Source organism: Streptomyces sp. NPDC052052 (assembly GCF_040680455.1).
GTDB lineage: Bacteria > Actinomycetota > Actinomycetes > Streptomycetales > Streptomycetaceae > Streptomyces.
In genome coordinates, this window is the sequence record NZ_JBFAWU010000002.1 from 350,934 (window position 1) to 364,272 (window position 13,339).

General features: G+C 72.2%; 12 protein-coding genes. 4 read left to right on the forward strand and 8 right to left on the reverse strand.

The annotated features are described in order from the left end of the window. Position 1: 1 nt before the first annotated feature. The 5 genes from AB0L71_RS03515 to AB0L71_RS03535 all read right to left on the reverse strand — a co-directional run bounded on the left by AB0L71_RS03515 (position 2) and on the right by AB0L71_RS03535 (position 6,404). Complete coding sequence (locus AB0L71_RS03515; protein ID WP_365237315.1) at positions 2-1,363, reverse strand: ABC transporter ATP-binding protein; 1,362 nt, start codon at positions 1,361-1,363, stop codon at positions 2-4. A gap of 158 nt (positions 1,364-1,521) precedes the next feature. Next, positions 1,522-2,148, reverse strand: coding sequence for a TetR/AcrR family transcriptional regulator (locus AB0L71_RS03520; RefSeq protein WP_365237317.1), 627 nt, complete (start codon positions 2,146-2,148; stop codon positions 1,522-1,524). 49 nt (positions 2,149-2,197) lie between these two features. Continuing rightward, a complete protein-coding gene (locus AB0L71_RS03525; protein ID WP_365237319.1) occupies positions 2,198-3,481 on the reverse strand; it encodes a hypothetical protein in 1,284 nt (427 codons plus the stop codon). After that, on the reverse strand, positions 3,478-4,320 hold the full coding sequence (locus AB0L71_RS03530; RefSeq protein ID WP_365237321.1) for a hypothetical protein: 843 nt from the start codon (positions 4,318-4,320) through the stop codon (positions 3,478-3,480). The genes AB0L71_RS03525 and AB0L71_RS03530 overlap by 4 nt, the downstream gene beginning before the upstream one ends. Next, positions 4,317-6,404, reverse strand: a complete 2,088-nt coding sequence (locus AB0L71_RS03535) for a right-handed parallel beta-helix repeat-containing protein (RefSeq protein WP_365237323.1) — start codon at positions 6,402-6,404, stop codon at positions 4,317-4,319. Before AB0L71_RS03535 ends, AB0L71_RS03530 begins: the two co-directional genes overlap by 4 nt. 121 nt (positions 6,405-6,525) lie before the next feature. On the opposite strand from AB0L71_RS03535, the gene hmgA reads away from it, so the two are divergent. From hmgA to AB0L71_RS03550, 3 genes are all read left to right on the forward strand, one after another. Next, positions 6,526-7,854 (forward strand): homogentisate 1,2-dioxygenase, encoded by a 1,329-nt coding sequence (hmgA, locus tag AB0L71_RS03540; protein ID WP_365237325.1) that lies wholly within the window; start codon positions 6,526-6,528, stop codon positions 7,852-7,854. 83 nt (positions 7,855-7,937) lie between these two features. Next, entirely contained in the window at positions 7,938-8,705 is a 768-nt protein-coding gene (locus AB0L71_RS03545; RefSeq protein ID WP_365237327.1) for a GntR family transcriptional regulator, read from the forward strand. Positions 8,706-8,793: 88 nt separating this feature from the next. After that, positions 8,794-10,026, forward strand: coding sequence for a type ISP restriction/modification enzyme (locus AB0L71_RS03550; RefSeq protein WP_365237328.1), 1,233 nt, complete (start codon positions 8,794-8,796; stop codon positions 10,024-10,026). 224 nt (positions 10,027-10,250) lie between these two features. Here the strand turns inward: AB0L71_RS03550 and AB0L71_RS03555 are convergent, their stop codons facing one another. Next, positions 10,251-10,514, reverse strand: coding sequence for a hypothetical protein (locus AB0L71_RS03555; RefSeq protein ID WP_365237330.1), 264 nt, complete (start codon positions 10,512-10,514; stop codon positions 10,251-10,253). A 269-nt stretch (positions 10,515-10,783) separates the two neighbouring features. Then, positions 10,784-11,593 (reverse strand): SGNH/GDSL hydrolase family protein, encoded by an 810-nt coding sequence (locus AB0L71_RS03560; RefSeq protein WP_365237331.1) that lies wholly within the window; start codon positions 11,591-11,593, stop codon positions 10,784-10,786. A 205-nt stretch (positions 11,594-11,798) separates the two neighbouring features. Here AB0L71_RS03560 and AB0L71_RS03565 point away from each other — a divergent pair, with 205 nt between their 5' ends. Continuing rightward, positions 11,799-12,899 carry a DUF5925 domain-containing protein gene (locus tag AB0L71_RS03565; protein WP_365237333.1) on the forward strand — a complete coding sequence of 367 codons (1,101 nt, stop codon included), beginning with the start codon at positions 11,799-11,801 and terminating at the stop codon, positions 12,897-12,899. 50 nt (positions 12,900-12,949) lie between these two features. On the opposite strand, the gene AB0L71_RS03570 is transcribed toward AB0L71_RS03565, so the two are convergent. Next, positions 12,950-13,327 (reverse strand): GntR family transcriptional regulator, encoded by a 378-nt coding sequence (locus tag AB0L71_RS03570; RefSeq protein ID WP_365237335.1) that lies wholly within the window; start codon positions 13,325-13,327, stop codon positions 12,950-12,952. Positions 13,328-13,339 lie beyond the last annotated feature (12 nt).

The following is a 13,339-nucleotide window of genomic DNA, read 5'->3' on the forward strand; positions in this document are numbered from 1 at the left end:
CTCAGACGTCGAACCCCGGGATGTCCTTCGGCATCGGGCAGATCCGGCGGCCCTGGTGGTCGAAGACGTACAGGTGCGCGAGGTCGACCAGCAGCGGAACCTGCGCGCCGGTCCGCAGCCGCATGTCGGGGCCGGTCCGCACGACCAGGTCGGCGCTCGTGACCGCGGGGTGGTCCGGACTGTGCAGGGCGTTCGGGGCACCGTCCTGGGCCCGCTCGTCGAGGGCGGCGCCGACAGCGCCGATGCGAGCGGTGGCGCGCTCCCTGATCCGCTCCAGTACGCCGACTCCGCCGCCGTTGCCCGTGCGGCGCCGGCGGGACACGGACTGGTCGGGGCGGGCCGATTCGAGATCGGGCACCAGGGCGGGCCGCGACCCGGTGTCGAGGTGGACCAGCGCCTCGTGGCCCTGGTACTCGACGTGTTCGACGATGCCGCTCAGCGCGACCTCACCGGGGCGGGCCTGTCCGGGCGGGGCGATCCTGGCGGCCTCGGAGCGCAGTCCGACGATGAGCCGCCGGCCCTGCTGGATGCGGAGCAGTTGGTGGTCGGGGCTGAGCGGTTCGGGCAGCGGCAGCCGCTGCCGGCCGAGGTCGATCGACATCCGCCCCTCCAGGGGGGCGTGGACGACGGCCTCCAGCAGATTGATGCGCGGGGTGCCGATGAACGCGGCCACGAAGACGTTCTCCGGCAGGGCGTAGACCTCGCGCGGCGGGCTCACCTGCTGGAGGCGTCCGCCGCGCATCACGGCGACCCGGTGGCCCAGCGACATCGCCTCGGCCTGGTCGTGCGTGACGTACACGGTCGTGACGCCCAGCTCCGCGGTGAGCTGGGCTATCCCGGCGCGCAGATGGTTGCGGAGTTTCGCGTCGAGGTTGGACAGCGGCTCGTCCATCAGGAAGGCGGAGGGGTGGCGCGAGATGGCCCGGCCCATGGCGACCCGCTGCCGTTCGCCGCCGGAGAGCTGGCCGGGATAGCGGTCGAGGACGGTTTCGATGCCCAGCATTCTGGCCGTGTCCTCGACGCGGGCGGTGTGGTCCTGCCGCGGGTTCGCCAGTTTCAGCGGGAAGCCGATGTTGGCCCGGTTGGTCATGGTCGGGTAGAGCGCGAAGTTCTGGAAGACCATCGCCATGCCGCGTTCTCGGGGGGCGAGGTCATTGGCCGGTTCGCCGTCGAGCAGCAGCTCGCCCTCGGTGATCTCCTCCAGGCCCGCGATCATGCGGAGCACGGTCGACTTCCCGCACCCGGAGGGGCCGAGCAGGACGACGAACTCGCCCGGGTCGATGGAGAGTGAGAAACGATCGACGGCACGCGTGGTCCGTCCGTACGCTTTGCTGACGTTGTGCAGGGAGATGGCGCGAGTCATGTGGGTCCGCCCGTGAAGGGAGAGATGGAGCGGGGAGCGGCTGCAGTGGGCCGAAATTAACCTACGGCCCCGGGTGCTGGGAATGATTCGCGCAAAGGTCGCATCGCATCGGACGGTCCTCGGCCGTTTTGTCCCGCCGACGGAACCGCGTCACCTCCTCACGGCCGGTCCAGGGCCTCCGCGAGATAGGCCCTGATCAGGCGCCGGGTCTCGGCGATGATCGCCGGGTCGCCCGATGGGTCGGTACGGAAGGCGAGTCGCAGGAGGGCGTCGGCGGCCTCGACACAGACCAGGACCGTGCGGAGCAGATCCTCGCCGGGTGCCTGGCCGAGGTGTCCGAAAAGCAGTGCGGCGAGCCGCCCGGCGACCCGGTGGTTGGCGTCACTGGCGGGGTCGGCCTCGGGGTCGGGTGCGCCGAAGTCGACGAGCGCGAAGCCGGGCACGGTCCGCTTCATCGCGAGGTACTCGTCCAGGACGGCGTCGACGGCGCCGCGCCGGTCGGCGGTCGGGATGGCGTCGAGGCGGGCGGTGACGCGTTCGGCGTAGCTGTCCAGGTTGCGCCGGGCGAGCGCGTCGGTCAGCGCGCGCTTGTTGGAGAAGAACCGGTAGACGGAGCCGATGGGGACCTCGGCACGGACGGCGACGGCCCGGGTGGACAGTTGCTCGTACCCGGTCTCGTCGAGGAGTTCGGCGCAGGCGTCGAGTATCCGGGCCAGGCGTTCGGCGCTGCGCTGCTGCACGGGGGCGCGGCGGAGGTGGGTGTTCGCATGGGGCACGGGCTCCATGATGCCGTGGGTCCTCCTCCGGGGTGGCGGGGCCGGTCCGGTGCGGACGTCAGGCGATGAGCAGGGACAGCCCCCCGACGGTGTAGGTGATCATCAGGACCAGCAGCGGGAGTTGCCCCACGACGGCGCGGCCGGGCGGGAAGAGGCGTACGGACCTGTCGTGGGCCGCGACGACGCCGAGTACGTGGCCGAGGACGATCGCGGCGACCTGGAGCGTGGCGACGCCCCCCGGCCCCAGGGGCGGTTCGGGCGGGGCGGGATGGTCGGCGCCGGATGCCAGCTGGACGGTGCGCGGCCCCTCGGTGACGAAGAGCGTGAAGTAGTGGGCGACGAGATAGCCGAGGGCGATGGGGACGAGTGCGTGCGCGAAGGCGGTGAGCGGCCGGCGGAGACGTCCGGAGATCAGCCGGGTGGCTCCGGCGCAGAGCACATGGAGCGAGGCGACGAGGGCGACGGCGCCGAGGAGTCCGAGCGTGGCGGTCGTGGTGCGCCCCAAGGGTGAGGTCTGGACGGTGGTGATCCAGGAGGGGGCGTCGGAGAAGCCGTCGTAGGCGGTGGAGCCGAGCATGACGCAGACGGTGGCGACGAGTCCGGGGAGCTGCGGGGTGCCGTCGAGTCCGTTGAACGGGGAGCGGAGCACGAGGCGGTGGTCGGCGGGGCGCCGGCCGAGCGGGGAGAGCCGCGCGAGCAGCCCCGAGTAGACCTCGAAGGCGTCCGCCCGGTCGAACCAGGCGGCGCCGTGCCGGGCGGCGCCCGCGAGGTGGACGGCGGCGTGGAGGGTGAGGAAGAGGAGGAGGGCGGTGGCCGACGCGGGGTCGGGGGCGACGAGTTCGAGCCAGGTGAAGGCGAGGAGACCGGCCGCGGCGGGCCACATGCCGAGACGTCCGGGCAGGGGCCGGCCCGCGTCCGGATCCCGGCCCCGTGCCCGGCAGACCAGGAGGTGGAGGGTGCGGAGCGGGTTGAGCAGGCGCCAGACCGGGCCGAGCAGGAGCGAGGCGGGCACGAGGCCGACCCACAGGAGTACGTAGACGGCGCCGGGAGCCGGGTTCTGGTCCGGGTCGTCCGGCCCGAGGAGGAGATGGAGCAGGACGAACAGCGCGGCGGCCGCGCCCAGGACGCGCGCGGCGGTCCGGGTGGCGCGGGCGTCGGCGAGGCGCTGGACGGCGGCCGGGAGCGGGCGGCCTGCCCGGTCGCCGCGGAATCGGGAGGTGGGCCAGAGCAGGCCGAGCGCGAGGAAGGAGACGAAGAGCGCGGCGAAGGCTCCGGCGAAGGCGTAGAAGGGCGACAGCGGCAGGTCGTGCTGGGCGCCGATGCCGTGGGCGAGGACGCTCACCGTACGACGAGCTGGGTCAGAAGCAGATCGGACTCGTGTGTCTCGACCTCGAAGAGCCCGGTGCGGTCGGCGGTGAAGGTCAGGGTGACGGTCTTCCCGGCCGGCAGCCGCGCCTCCTTGTCGTAGCCGTGGACGTGGAGGGAGTCCGATCGGTCGCTGCGGACCCGGAGTTCGACGGTCTGCCCCTTCTTCACCTCGGTGCGGCCGGGGGCTGGGCTGACCCTGCCGTGGGTGACGGCGATGTCGAGCGTCGTGCCGGGCCGTGGTGGGGCGGAGCCGCCCTGCGCGGGGTCGGTGGACGGTGCGGGGGCGGCGAGGGAGGCGGTGGCCTGGATGGGGGCGGAGCCCACGGCCCAGGCGGTGTGGTCGTCGGCGTAGAGCCGGGCGGTGAGACCGGTGCCGCCGCCGGCCTCGCGGACGAGGGAGGCGGGGAGGTGGTACCAGGGGCCGTAGACCCGGGCGAGGGGGTGGCCGTCCAGGAACAGCCGGGCGTGGCCGCGCCCCGGGAGCGCGGCGCCGCCCACGCTGTCCGGGGTGAACCGGAAGTTCCGTACGGAGAGATGGACGTTCCACCCGTCCTCGGAGTCGGCCCGGACGGCGAGGGTCACCTCGGGGGCTCCCTCGGCATCGACCTGGCGCAGCCGGTGTCCTGACCCGTCGTCGGCGGTGAGGAGCCGGCCGGTACTGCCGTTGGCCTGCTCATGGCTGGTGCCCGGTCTGTGGTGGGTGGTGGCTCGCCCGCCGCAGGCGCTCGCGCCGAACACGAGGCACGCGGCGAGCAGGGTGGCGGCTGCGGCGCCCGGCCGGGCGGCCCGCAGTCGCCGAAGGGGACGCCTCACGACACGTCTCCTTCCGGGGCGGGGGCGGCAACCGCGTCCGCCATCGGAGCGGGATCCGTCCCCGGCGCGTCCGGGCCGTCCGGGGCGCCCTGCTCGCCGTGCCGGGCGGCGGCCACGACGGCCCACACCACCCAGACCACTCCGAGCAGTCCCCGCACCCAGGCGGGGCTGAGCGGTATCCACGGGATCATGAACACGGCCTTGTCGACGGCATCGAGCAGCGTGAGCGCGCCCAAAACCACCGTGGTCCAGCCCAGCCATGGCCGTTCGCCCCGCAGCACCAGGCCGGTCACGGCCCACCACACCCCGGTCAGCAGCAGCGCCAGCGCGGGCACGTAGGAGGAGGACAGCCCCGTGGTCGATCCGGCCACGTCCAGGACGAGTCCGATCGCGCCGAGCGCCGTCGCCGCGGTGGCGAGCCGGCTGCCGCGCAGCCTGCGCCACCACAGGGTTCCGCCGACCAGGGCGAGCACCAGCGCGATCGCGGACGTCACCTGCACCTCGATGCGTTCGATCCCGCGTGCCCCGTACCAGTCGCAGCCGGCCGGCAGCCGCCGCGCCCGCACGTCGTAGTCGGCGCACACCAGCAGTTGGGCGAGTTTGAGCGGCTCGCCGACGATCCGGTCGGTGCTGCCGGACACGGCGCCGCGCTCCGTTCCGCAGACGGGCAGGGCACGCGGGGAGGACGGGCCGGTGTCCGACTGCCAGCAGTTGCCGTCGCCCTGGCCGTCCCAGAACACGTCCATGCGGTTGGGCCGGGAGTTGCCCGCCCGGTCCGTGCCGAGGTGATTGCCCGCGTACCGGTTGTGGTGGGAGGTGTCGGCCTGCTTGGACAGCGCGTTCTCGCCCCGGATGAAGGCGGGGACGGCGGTGAGGAAGAAGGCGGCCCGGTTCTGGCCGTAGATCCAGTTGTTCTCGTACAGGTTCCAGTTGCCGCCCGCGGTGATGATTCCGCTGCCGGGCGGCATGGAGATCTGCGGGCAGACGACCCCGTCCTCGTACCCCCGGTCCACGGGTGCCTTGGCGCAGGTGCCGTCGGCGACGTAGGGGTAGTAGTCGGCGTTGTTGTCGTGGATCAGATTGCGTTCGAAGCGGGCGTGGTTCTGCGGCAGTCCGGGGTGGCCGGGGAAGGCGCTGTCCATCGAGGCGCCGCCCATGTTGTGGTCGAACTCGTTGTCGTGGACGTAGACGGAGTCGCCCGCGGTGCCGGAGTAGCCGACCATGTTGTGGTGGCTGCGGCAGCCGGTGATCTCGATCGAGTAGCGGGGCACGTCGTAGCCGTACGCGTCGTTGATGTCCGACGCACTGCCGGGGTAGATGCCCGAGTCGCCGTTTCCGTACGACTCGCAGTCCTTGTACAGCCCGTGGTCGCTCGCGAAGGTCAGGAAGCCGTACTCGTCGTTCCACCGGGTGAGGACGGAATCGATGACGAAGCCGTCCTGGGCCAGGACGTACAGGGAGTTGAAGGTGGTGCGCTGGGCGGTGAAGTTCCTGAAGTAGATGCCGTCGGAGCCGTCGGCCCGGATGGCGTTGAGTTTCTGGTACTTGGCGTCGATGACGACGTCCGTGCGCTCGGCGCCGGTCCCCTCGATCTGGAGGTTCTTCTTGCCGAGGATCGCCACCAGGTTCTGGTTGTGCGGGCACCGCACCTGCTGCGCGTAGGACAGGATCTGGTAACCGAGCTGGGACTCGGGCGCCTTCAGCCGGGCACACTCCCCCACCGGCTCGGGCAGCGAGGGCTCCTCCTCGTACAGGCCGGGCAGGATCGCGATGTTCATGCCGGGCCCGGAGACCGCGTCGACGGCCTGCTGGAGGTGGCGGTAGCCGGACTTGAGGCAGCGGTCGAACAGCTTCAGGTTCCGGGCCCGCAGGCCGTCCGGGAAGCCGGCCACCCGGCGTTCGAAGTCCGCCCGGTCGGTCTTGCAGACCAGCAGGTCCGGTTCACCGGTGCGGTACGCGGGGACGCTGCCGGTTCCGTCCGGCAGGGTGACCGGACGTTCCTCGTGCGCCTGGGCGGCCGGTGCCGCGAGAAGGGCGGCGGCGAGCGCCGCAAGGACCACCAGAAGTCTTCGTGTCCACGACATGAGCGGAGAGTAGAGCATTGTTCACCTTCTGGAACCCCCCTGTGCGCCACGAATGCCATTGACGCGCCTCATTCCGATTCCTACGGTTGCCCATAGGATTCCTTCGGCACCGGGAGCGCACATGAGCGGCATCGAACAGGCGGGGAAGACGGCGGAAGGGCTCGAGTACTCCGCCGGTTTCGGCAATCAGCACAGCTCCGAGGCGGTGCCGGGGGCCTTGCCGCACGGCCGCAACTCCCCCCAGCGCGCACCCCTCGGGCTCTACGCGGAGCAGCTGAGCGGCTCGGCCTTCACCGAACCCCGGGCGCACAACCGCCGTTCCTGGCTCTACCGGATCCGCCCGTCGGCCGCCCATCCCCCCTTCGTCCGGATCGACAACGGGGCGATCCGGACCGCCCCGTTCACCGATTCCGTGCCCGACCCCAACCGGCTGCGCTGGGACCCGCTCCCCGACCCCGCCCCCGGTACCGACTTCCTGTCCGGCCTGTGGACCCTCGGCGGCAACGGCGACGCCGCCCAGCGCACCGGCATGGCCGTGCACCTCTACCACGCCGACTCCTCCATGACGGACCGGGTGTTCAGCGACGCGGACGGCGAGCTGCTGATCGTCCCGGAACGCGGCGGACTGCTGATCCGTACCGAACTGGGCCTGCTGCACGCACGTCCGGGGCACATCGCGCTGATCCCGCGCGGCGTCCGTTTCCGCGTGGAGCTGCTGGACGCCACGGCCCGGGGCTACGTCTGCGAGAACTACGGCCAGCCGTTCACCCTCCCGGAGCTCGGCCCGATCGGCGCCAACGGCCTGGCGAACGCCCGGGACTTCCTCGCCCCCGTCGCCGCGTACGAGGACGTCGAGCGCCCGGTGGAAGTGGTCAACAAGTACTGCGGCAACCTCTGGTCGGCGACCTATGACCACTCGCCCCTCGACGTGGTCGCCTGGCACGGCACCCATACCCCGTACGTCTACGACCTGCACCGGTTCAATGTCATCGGCTCGATCAGCTACGACCACCCCGACCCTTCGATCTTCACGGTGCTGACCTCGCCGTCCGACACCCCCGGTCTGGCGGGCGTCGACTTCGTGGTCTTCGCGCCGCGCTGGCTGGTCGGCGAGGACACCTTCCGGCCGCCGTACTTCCACCGCAACGTGATGAGCGAGTACATGGGCCTGATCGAGGGCGCCTACGACGCGAAGACGGCGGGCAAGGGCGGCTTCGTCCCGGGCGGCGGCTCGCTGCACACCATGATGTCGGCGCACGGCCCGGACCGGGAGACGTTCGACCGCGCGAGTGCGGCGGAGCTGAAGCCCCAGAAGATCGACGACGGCCTGGCCTTCATGTTCGAGACCCGCTGGCCGCTGACGACGACCGAGCAGGCGGCGACCGCCGGCCATCTCCAGCGTGGCTACGACGACGTGTGGCAAGGTCTGAGCCGCAACTTCAGGCCGTAGGCGACGACGCCGCTGCTCGACCCCCGCGTCGTCGCGTCCGCCGTGTCGCAGGACGGAGAGACCAGGTGACCCAGGTGCCCCAGATGCCCAGAACTCCCCAGGGGCATGCCTTCGCCCCCGACTCGCTCGTCCTGAACCGCAAACTTCCGCTGTGGTACCAGGTCTCGCAGTCGTTGCGCGCCTCGATACTCGGCCGGGCCAGGGACGCGTCGGCACGGCTGCCCACCGAGGAGCAGCTCGCCGAGCACTACGGCGTCAGCGTGCTGACCATGCGCCAGGCCCTCAAGGAGCTGGAGACGGAAGGGCTGATCAGCAGGCACCGGCGGCGCGGCACCTTCATCGAGCCGCACGCCCGGCGGGTGTCACCGGTCCGGCTGCTGGGCTCGATCGACGCGATCGTGGCCCAGCAGTCGGGCGAGCGCACCTCGGTGCTCGGCCATGGCGCCCTCCCCGTGCCGGAGGACCTCGCCGAGTACTTCCCCGACTGCACGGAGATCGTCAGTTACCGGCGGCTGCGGCGCGACGGGGACAGCGGTGAGCCGACCAACTGGGCGCAGAACGCGGTGCATCCCGAGATCGCGGCCCGGCTCGACGCTGCCGATCTCGAACGCTGGCCGATGACCAAGGTACTGCGCGACCGGGTCGGCGTCCGAATCGCGCGCATCACCGACACGGTCGAGGCGCGCCTCGCCGATCCGGCCACCGCCGAACTCCTCCAGGTGCCGCTGCTGAGCCCGATCCTGTTCTACACGGGCGTGTCGTACGAGGAGAGCGGCCGGGTGGTGGATGTGGCGCAGATCCGCTACCGGGGCGACCGGTTCTCGTTCTCGGTCACCCTTGAAGCGCACTGACCGCACCCTCTCCGGCCGCGGCTACGATGCCGGAGAACGCAGAGAACGCAGAGAAGGCAGACGGACGGGGCGACGGGGGGGCGGCGCGGTGGCGGCACGGGCGGCGGGCGGCTCCGGCGACGCCCCGGGCGAAGGCGCCCCGCTCCTCGACGACCTGATGCCCTGGTCCGTACGGGCGTTGCGCACCGGGCGCCCCTGGGTGATCGCCCCCGACGCCGCCTGGCTCAGAGCGCGCTGGGAGCGACTGGTGCGGGCCCCTGACGCCGAGCGCGAGCGCTTGTTCCAGGTCACCCGTTCCCGCACCCCGCACACCCCGGTGGCGGCCCTTCCCGGACAGTCCACCGGCACCGGCCGGTTCGCCCGGGAGAGCGGCCCGTGCCCCGAGCCGGTCCGGATCGCGCACGGCCCGTTCGACGAGCAGTGGCTGCTCCCGGACCACCGGCTGATCGATGCCGCCCGCCCCGAGCTGTGGCGGGTCGCCGACGGACACCAGTTCTTCGTCGTCGAGCACGGCCATGTACCCCAGGACGCCGGCCCCGCCCTCGTGGTGACGGCGCTGCTGCCGGACGGCCACTCCCCCGCCGGCCGGCCCGGCCGGATCCGGCCGCTGTACCGGCGCCCCGGCGGTCTGGAGGCCAATCTGGCCCCGGGGCTGCTCGCGCTGCTGCGGGCCCGCCACGGGGAGGCGGTCACCGAGCGTTCCGTGCTGGCCTGGCTGCTCGCGGCGGCCCGCCCTTCCGCTGCCGGGTGTGTGGTGCCGCTGCCTGCCGAAACAGCGCACTGGTCGGCGGGGGTGGAGCTCGGGCAGGAACTGCTGCGGCTGCATCTGCGCGGCGCCCGCGGCGGGGAGCGTCCCCGGCTGCCCGGCGGGCGGCGCCCCTATGTGCGGGCCGCGATACCGCCCGCGCCGGACGCCCTGGAGTACGACCCGGACGACGAGACGCTGGTGCTGGGCACGGGCCGGATCTCGCCCGTGCCGGCCGGGGCGTGGGAGTTCCGGGTGGGCGGGGTCCGGATGCTGGAGCTCTGGTTCGGGCGCCGTGCGACGGCGGCCGGGGCGCCGGAGCCCTCCGGTCTGGAAGCGGTCAGGGCCCGGGTCTGGCCCCAGGAGTGGACCTCGGAGCTGCTGGAACTGATCACGGTGCTGGCCCTGCTCGCCGAGCTCCGGCCTCGGCAGGAGAGTCTGGCCGGCGGCCGGCAGATCACTGCCGAGGAGCTCCGTGCGGCAGGGGTGCTGCCGGTCCCGGCCACGGCCCGGCGGCCCGCATCGGTGCTCGGCCATCAGGAGGAGGGCCCGGACGGGCAGTTCGCCTTGCTGTGACGGCCGGGGCCGGGTGTCGCCCGGATCCTGCCGACCGGACAGCCGGTGCGGACGGGTGAACACACCGAAGCGCCGCTGCGGGCCCTGGGGATGACGGGAGAGCAGGCAGCAGCGCGGCGCCGGGACGGGGTCGCGCGCACGGCCCCACACCGGGGGTCCGGGCACCTGGACCCGGCCGGGGAGTCCGGGCGGTGGGCCGGTACGGGGTGGTGAGGCGCCGTCGGTCAGTGGCGGCTGCCGAAGAGCGAGCGCCGCAGACGCCGCAGCGGCGCGAAGAGCGAGACCCGCGCGCTCTTGCTCCGATGGCTGTGGGCGGCGTCGCGCGAGGTGAGCTCGCGCATCAGCAGCGTCGCCTCCGCCGCCTCCCGCTGCGGGACGGCAGGGCCGCCGAGCACCGCGAGATGGCGGTCGAGGCGCGAACTCGTCGCGCTGCTCCCGCATGTGACAGCAGGCACACGCGGCCTGCTGCGCATCGTTATCTGTTCCATGTCTCTCCCCACCCGTACGAGGGCACCCGGCCCGGGCAGGTTAACCCTATCCCCCCGCGACGACACGCGTGTATCCCGGTGGCGGGATCGATCCCACAGCCGCGGAGGTTGACGCCGATACCCGAATCCATCAGATTCCAGGGCGAGTTGGACAGAACGGATACGACTTCGCCGCACCGGTCCGGCGGGGTGCCGGTGGAGACCCCTGCGGACGGGGTCTCCAGCCCGTCGGACGACCGAACGGGCCCGGCGTGCGTCCCGGCCGGGGCTCAGGCGGCCGAGGTGAGGGCGGGCAGATAGCCGCCCGACTGTCCGGCCGCGGTGGGGTGGTAGGACTCGCCGATGTTGAGCCAGTTGAGGCTGTGCAGCCAGGAGTCCCCGGAGCAGATCTCGTGCCCGGTGAACCCGCCCGCGACATCGACGTAGGTGAAGCCGTGGTCGGCGGCGCGCTTGGCGGTCGCCGCGTTGAGGTAGTCGGCGGCGCTGTTGATCGCGCTGCGCACCGTGTCGCTCAGACCGACGACGCAGCTGCCGCCGATCTTGTAGAAGCGCGGGTAGCCGAGGACGACGACATGGGCGGACGGCGCCTTGGCCCGGATGGCCGAATACACCGAGTCGAGGTTGCCGGGCAGGGTGCTGTCGACATAGCTGCGGGCCGTGGCGATCCGGCTGAGACAGGTCGCCTCGGAATTGAGGACACAGGTGGTCATGACGTCCGCGAAGCCCGCGTCGTTGCCGCCGATGGAGATCGAGACGAGATCGGTCGAGGCATTGAGGGAGCCGAGCTGACCGGACGTGACATCACCCGTACGAGCGCCCGAGCAGGCGGTGAAGGCGAAGGAGGAGGGACTGTTGGCGGCGGCCCACAGCGCGGGGTACGCCTTGGTGCTGCGCTTGCAGTCACCGCTCGCACTGTCGTAACTGCCGGATCCGACACCCGAGGAGTACGAGTCGCCGAGGGCGACGTAGTCGACGCCCTGGACGGACGACGCGGCATGGGCGGTGGCCGTTCCGGTCAGAGCGAGCAGAGCGCCGAGCAGGAGCGAGGACGAAAGCGCCCCGAGTCTGGACAGTTTCATGGAACCTCCCTGGGACCGACCGGCAGGGTCTCCGCCTGGTCTGCGATGTCCGTGGTAGCAGCACCCAGCCCTCACCGGAAGTGTCCATGCCAAGTTGCCCTCAACATCTTTTCCTCCGGCCGTCCTGAGGACACGTCAGGTACACCGCCCACACGGGAGGAAGACGACGAAACCCGGGTGCGCCGGGCGCCCCCTTTGCCGGATCATGGACGCCATGCCAACCCCCGAGTCCGCTCTGCCGATCCGGCTCACCGTCGACGACAGCGATTCCCCGTCCGACGTCGTCGACGCTCTGTTCCTCGGCCGCTTCGCGACGGGCGAGCAGCCCTACTCGCACAGCACTTCCCTCGATCGGGTAAAGGCCGGTGCCACGTTGCTGCCTCCGGCCGCCAACGTGCTGCGCGCCGCCCGCGACGACGACCGCAGCGCCACGCTCGCCGAGGGCGACGGCTGGACGCTGCTCGTCTCGCGCTGGAACCGCGGCGCCGACGTCACGGTCACCGCGACCAGCCCGGAGCTGGCACAGCAGATCGTCGACCGGGCGACGAACGGCGCCCGGGACGAACCCGAACCGCAGCCCGAGAACGTGCCGATGGGCTTCTGGTACGTGTCCCCGCGCCGCGGCCCGTACCGCACCACCCGGCAGATCTCCGCCGGTACGTGGGACGAGGTCCGCGCCAACTACACGGCGCCGGTGGCCGAGGCGATGGACCGGCTGATGAAGGTGACACCCGACGACATCTCCGGCCGGCTGCTCCTGCTGCACGGCCCGCCCGGCACCGGCAAGACGTCCGCGCTGCGCACGCTCGCGCGCGCGTGGCGGGACTGGTGCCAGGTGGACTGTGTACTCGATCCCGAGCGGCTCTTCGACGACGTCGGCTATCTGATGGACATCGCGATCGGCGAGGAGGACGGCACGGCGAAGGCGCGCTGGCGGCTGCTGCTCCTGGAGGACTGCGACGAGCTGATCCGGGGCGAGGCCAAGCACACGGCGGGCCAGGCGCTGTCCCGGCTGCTGAACCTCACCGACGGGCTGCTGGGCCAGGGCCGCAATGTGCTGGTGGGCGTCACCACCAACGAGGACCTGGAGCGGCTCCACCCGGCCGTGGTCAGGCCCGGCCGTTGCCTCGCCCGGATCGAGGTGGGCTCATTGACCCGCAAGGAGGCCACGGCCTGGCTGGGGACGGAGGAAGGGGTCGGCCGCGAGGGCGCCACCCTCGCCGAGCTGTACGCGCTGCGTCGCGGCAGCGGTCCCGCATCGGTTCCGAGGCAGGATTCCGGTGCGGACGCGGGCCTGTACCTCTGAGACCGCAGCAGTTCGGTCCCGCCGGCCGCAGGGGACCGCCGGCCCCCGGCTCACCGTGACGCGTACGCCGCCCGCACCGCGTCCTCGGCCAGGGACAGCGCCTCGGCCGGGGACAGGCCCAGTCGCCGGGCCTGCTGCGCGTATTCCTGTGCTGCGGCCGCCGCGTGCCGCTCCGCCGCGTCCCCGGCGGCGGCGATGAACGTGCCGTTGCGGCCACGGGTCTCGATCACCCCGTCGGCCTCCAGCGCCCGGTACGCCTTGGCGACGGTGTTCGCGGCCAGGCCGAGCTCCTCGGCGAAGCCGCGTACGGTCGGAAGCCGGAAACCGACGGGCAGTTCGCCGGAGCGGGCCCGCTCGGAGATCTGCGTGCGCAGTTGCTCGTACGGGGCGGTACCGGCGTCCGGATCAATGGCGATCTTCAGAGTCACGCCCCGATTCTC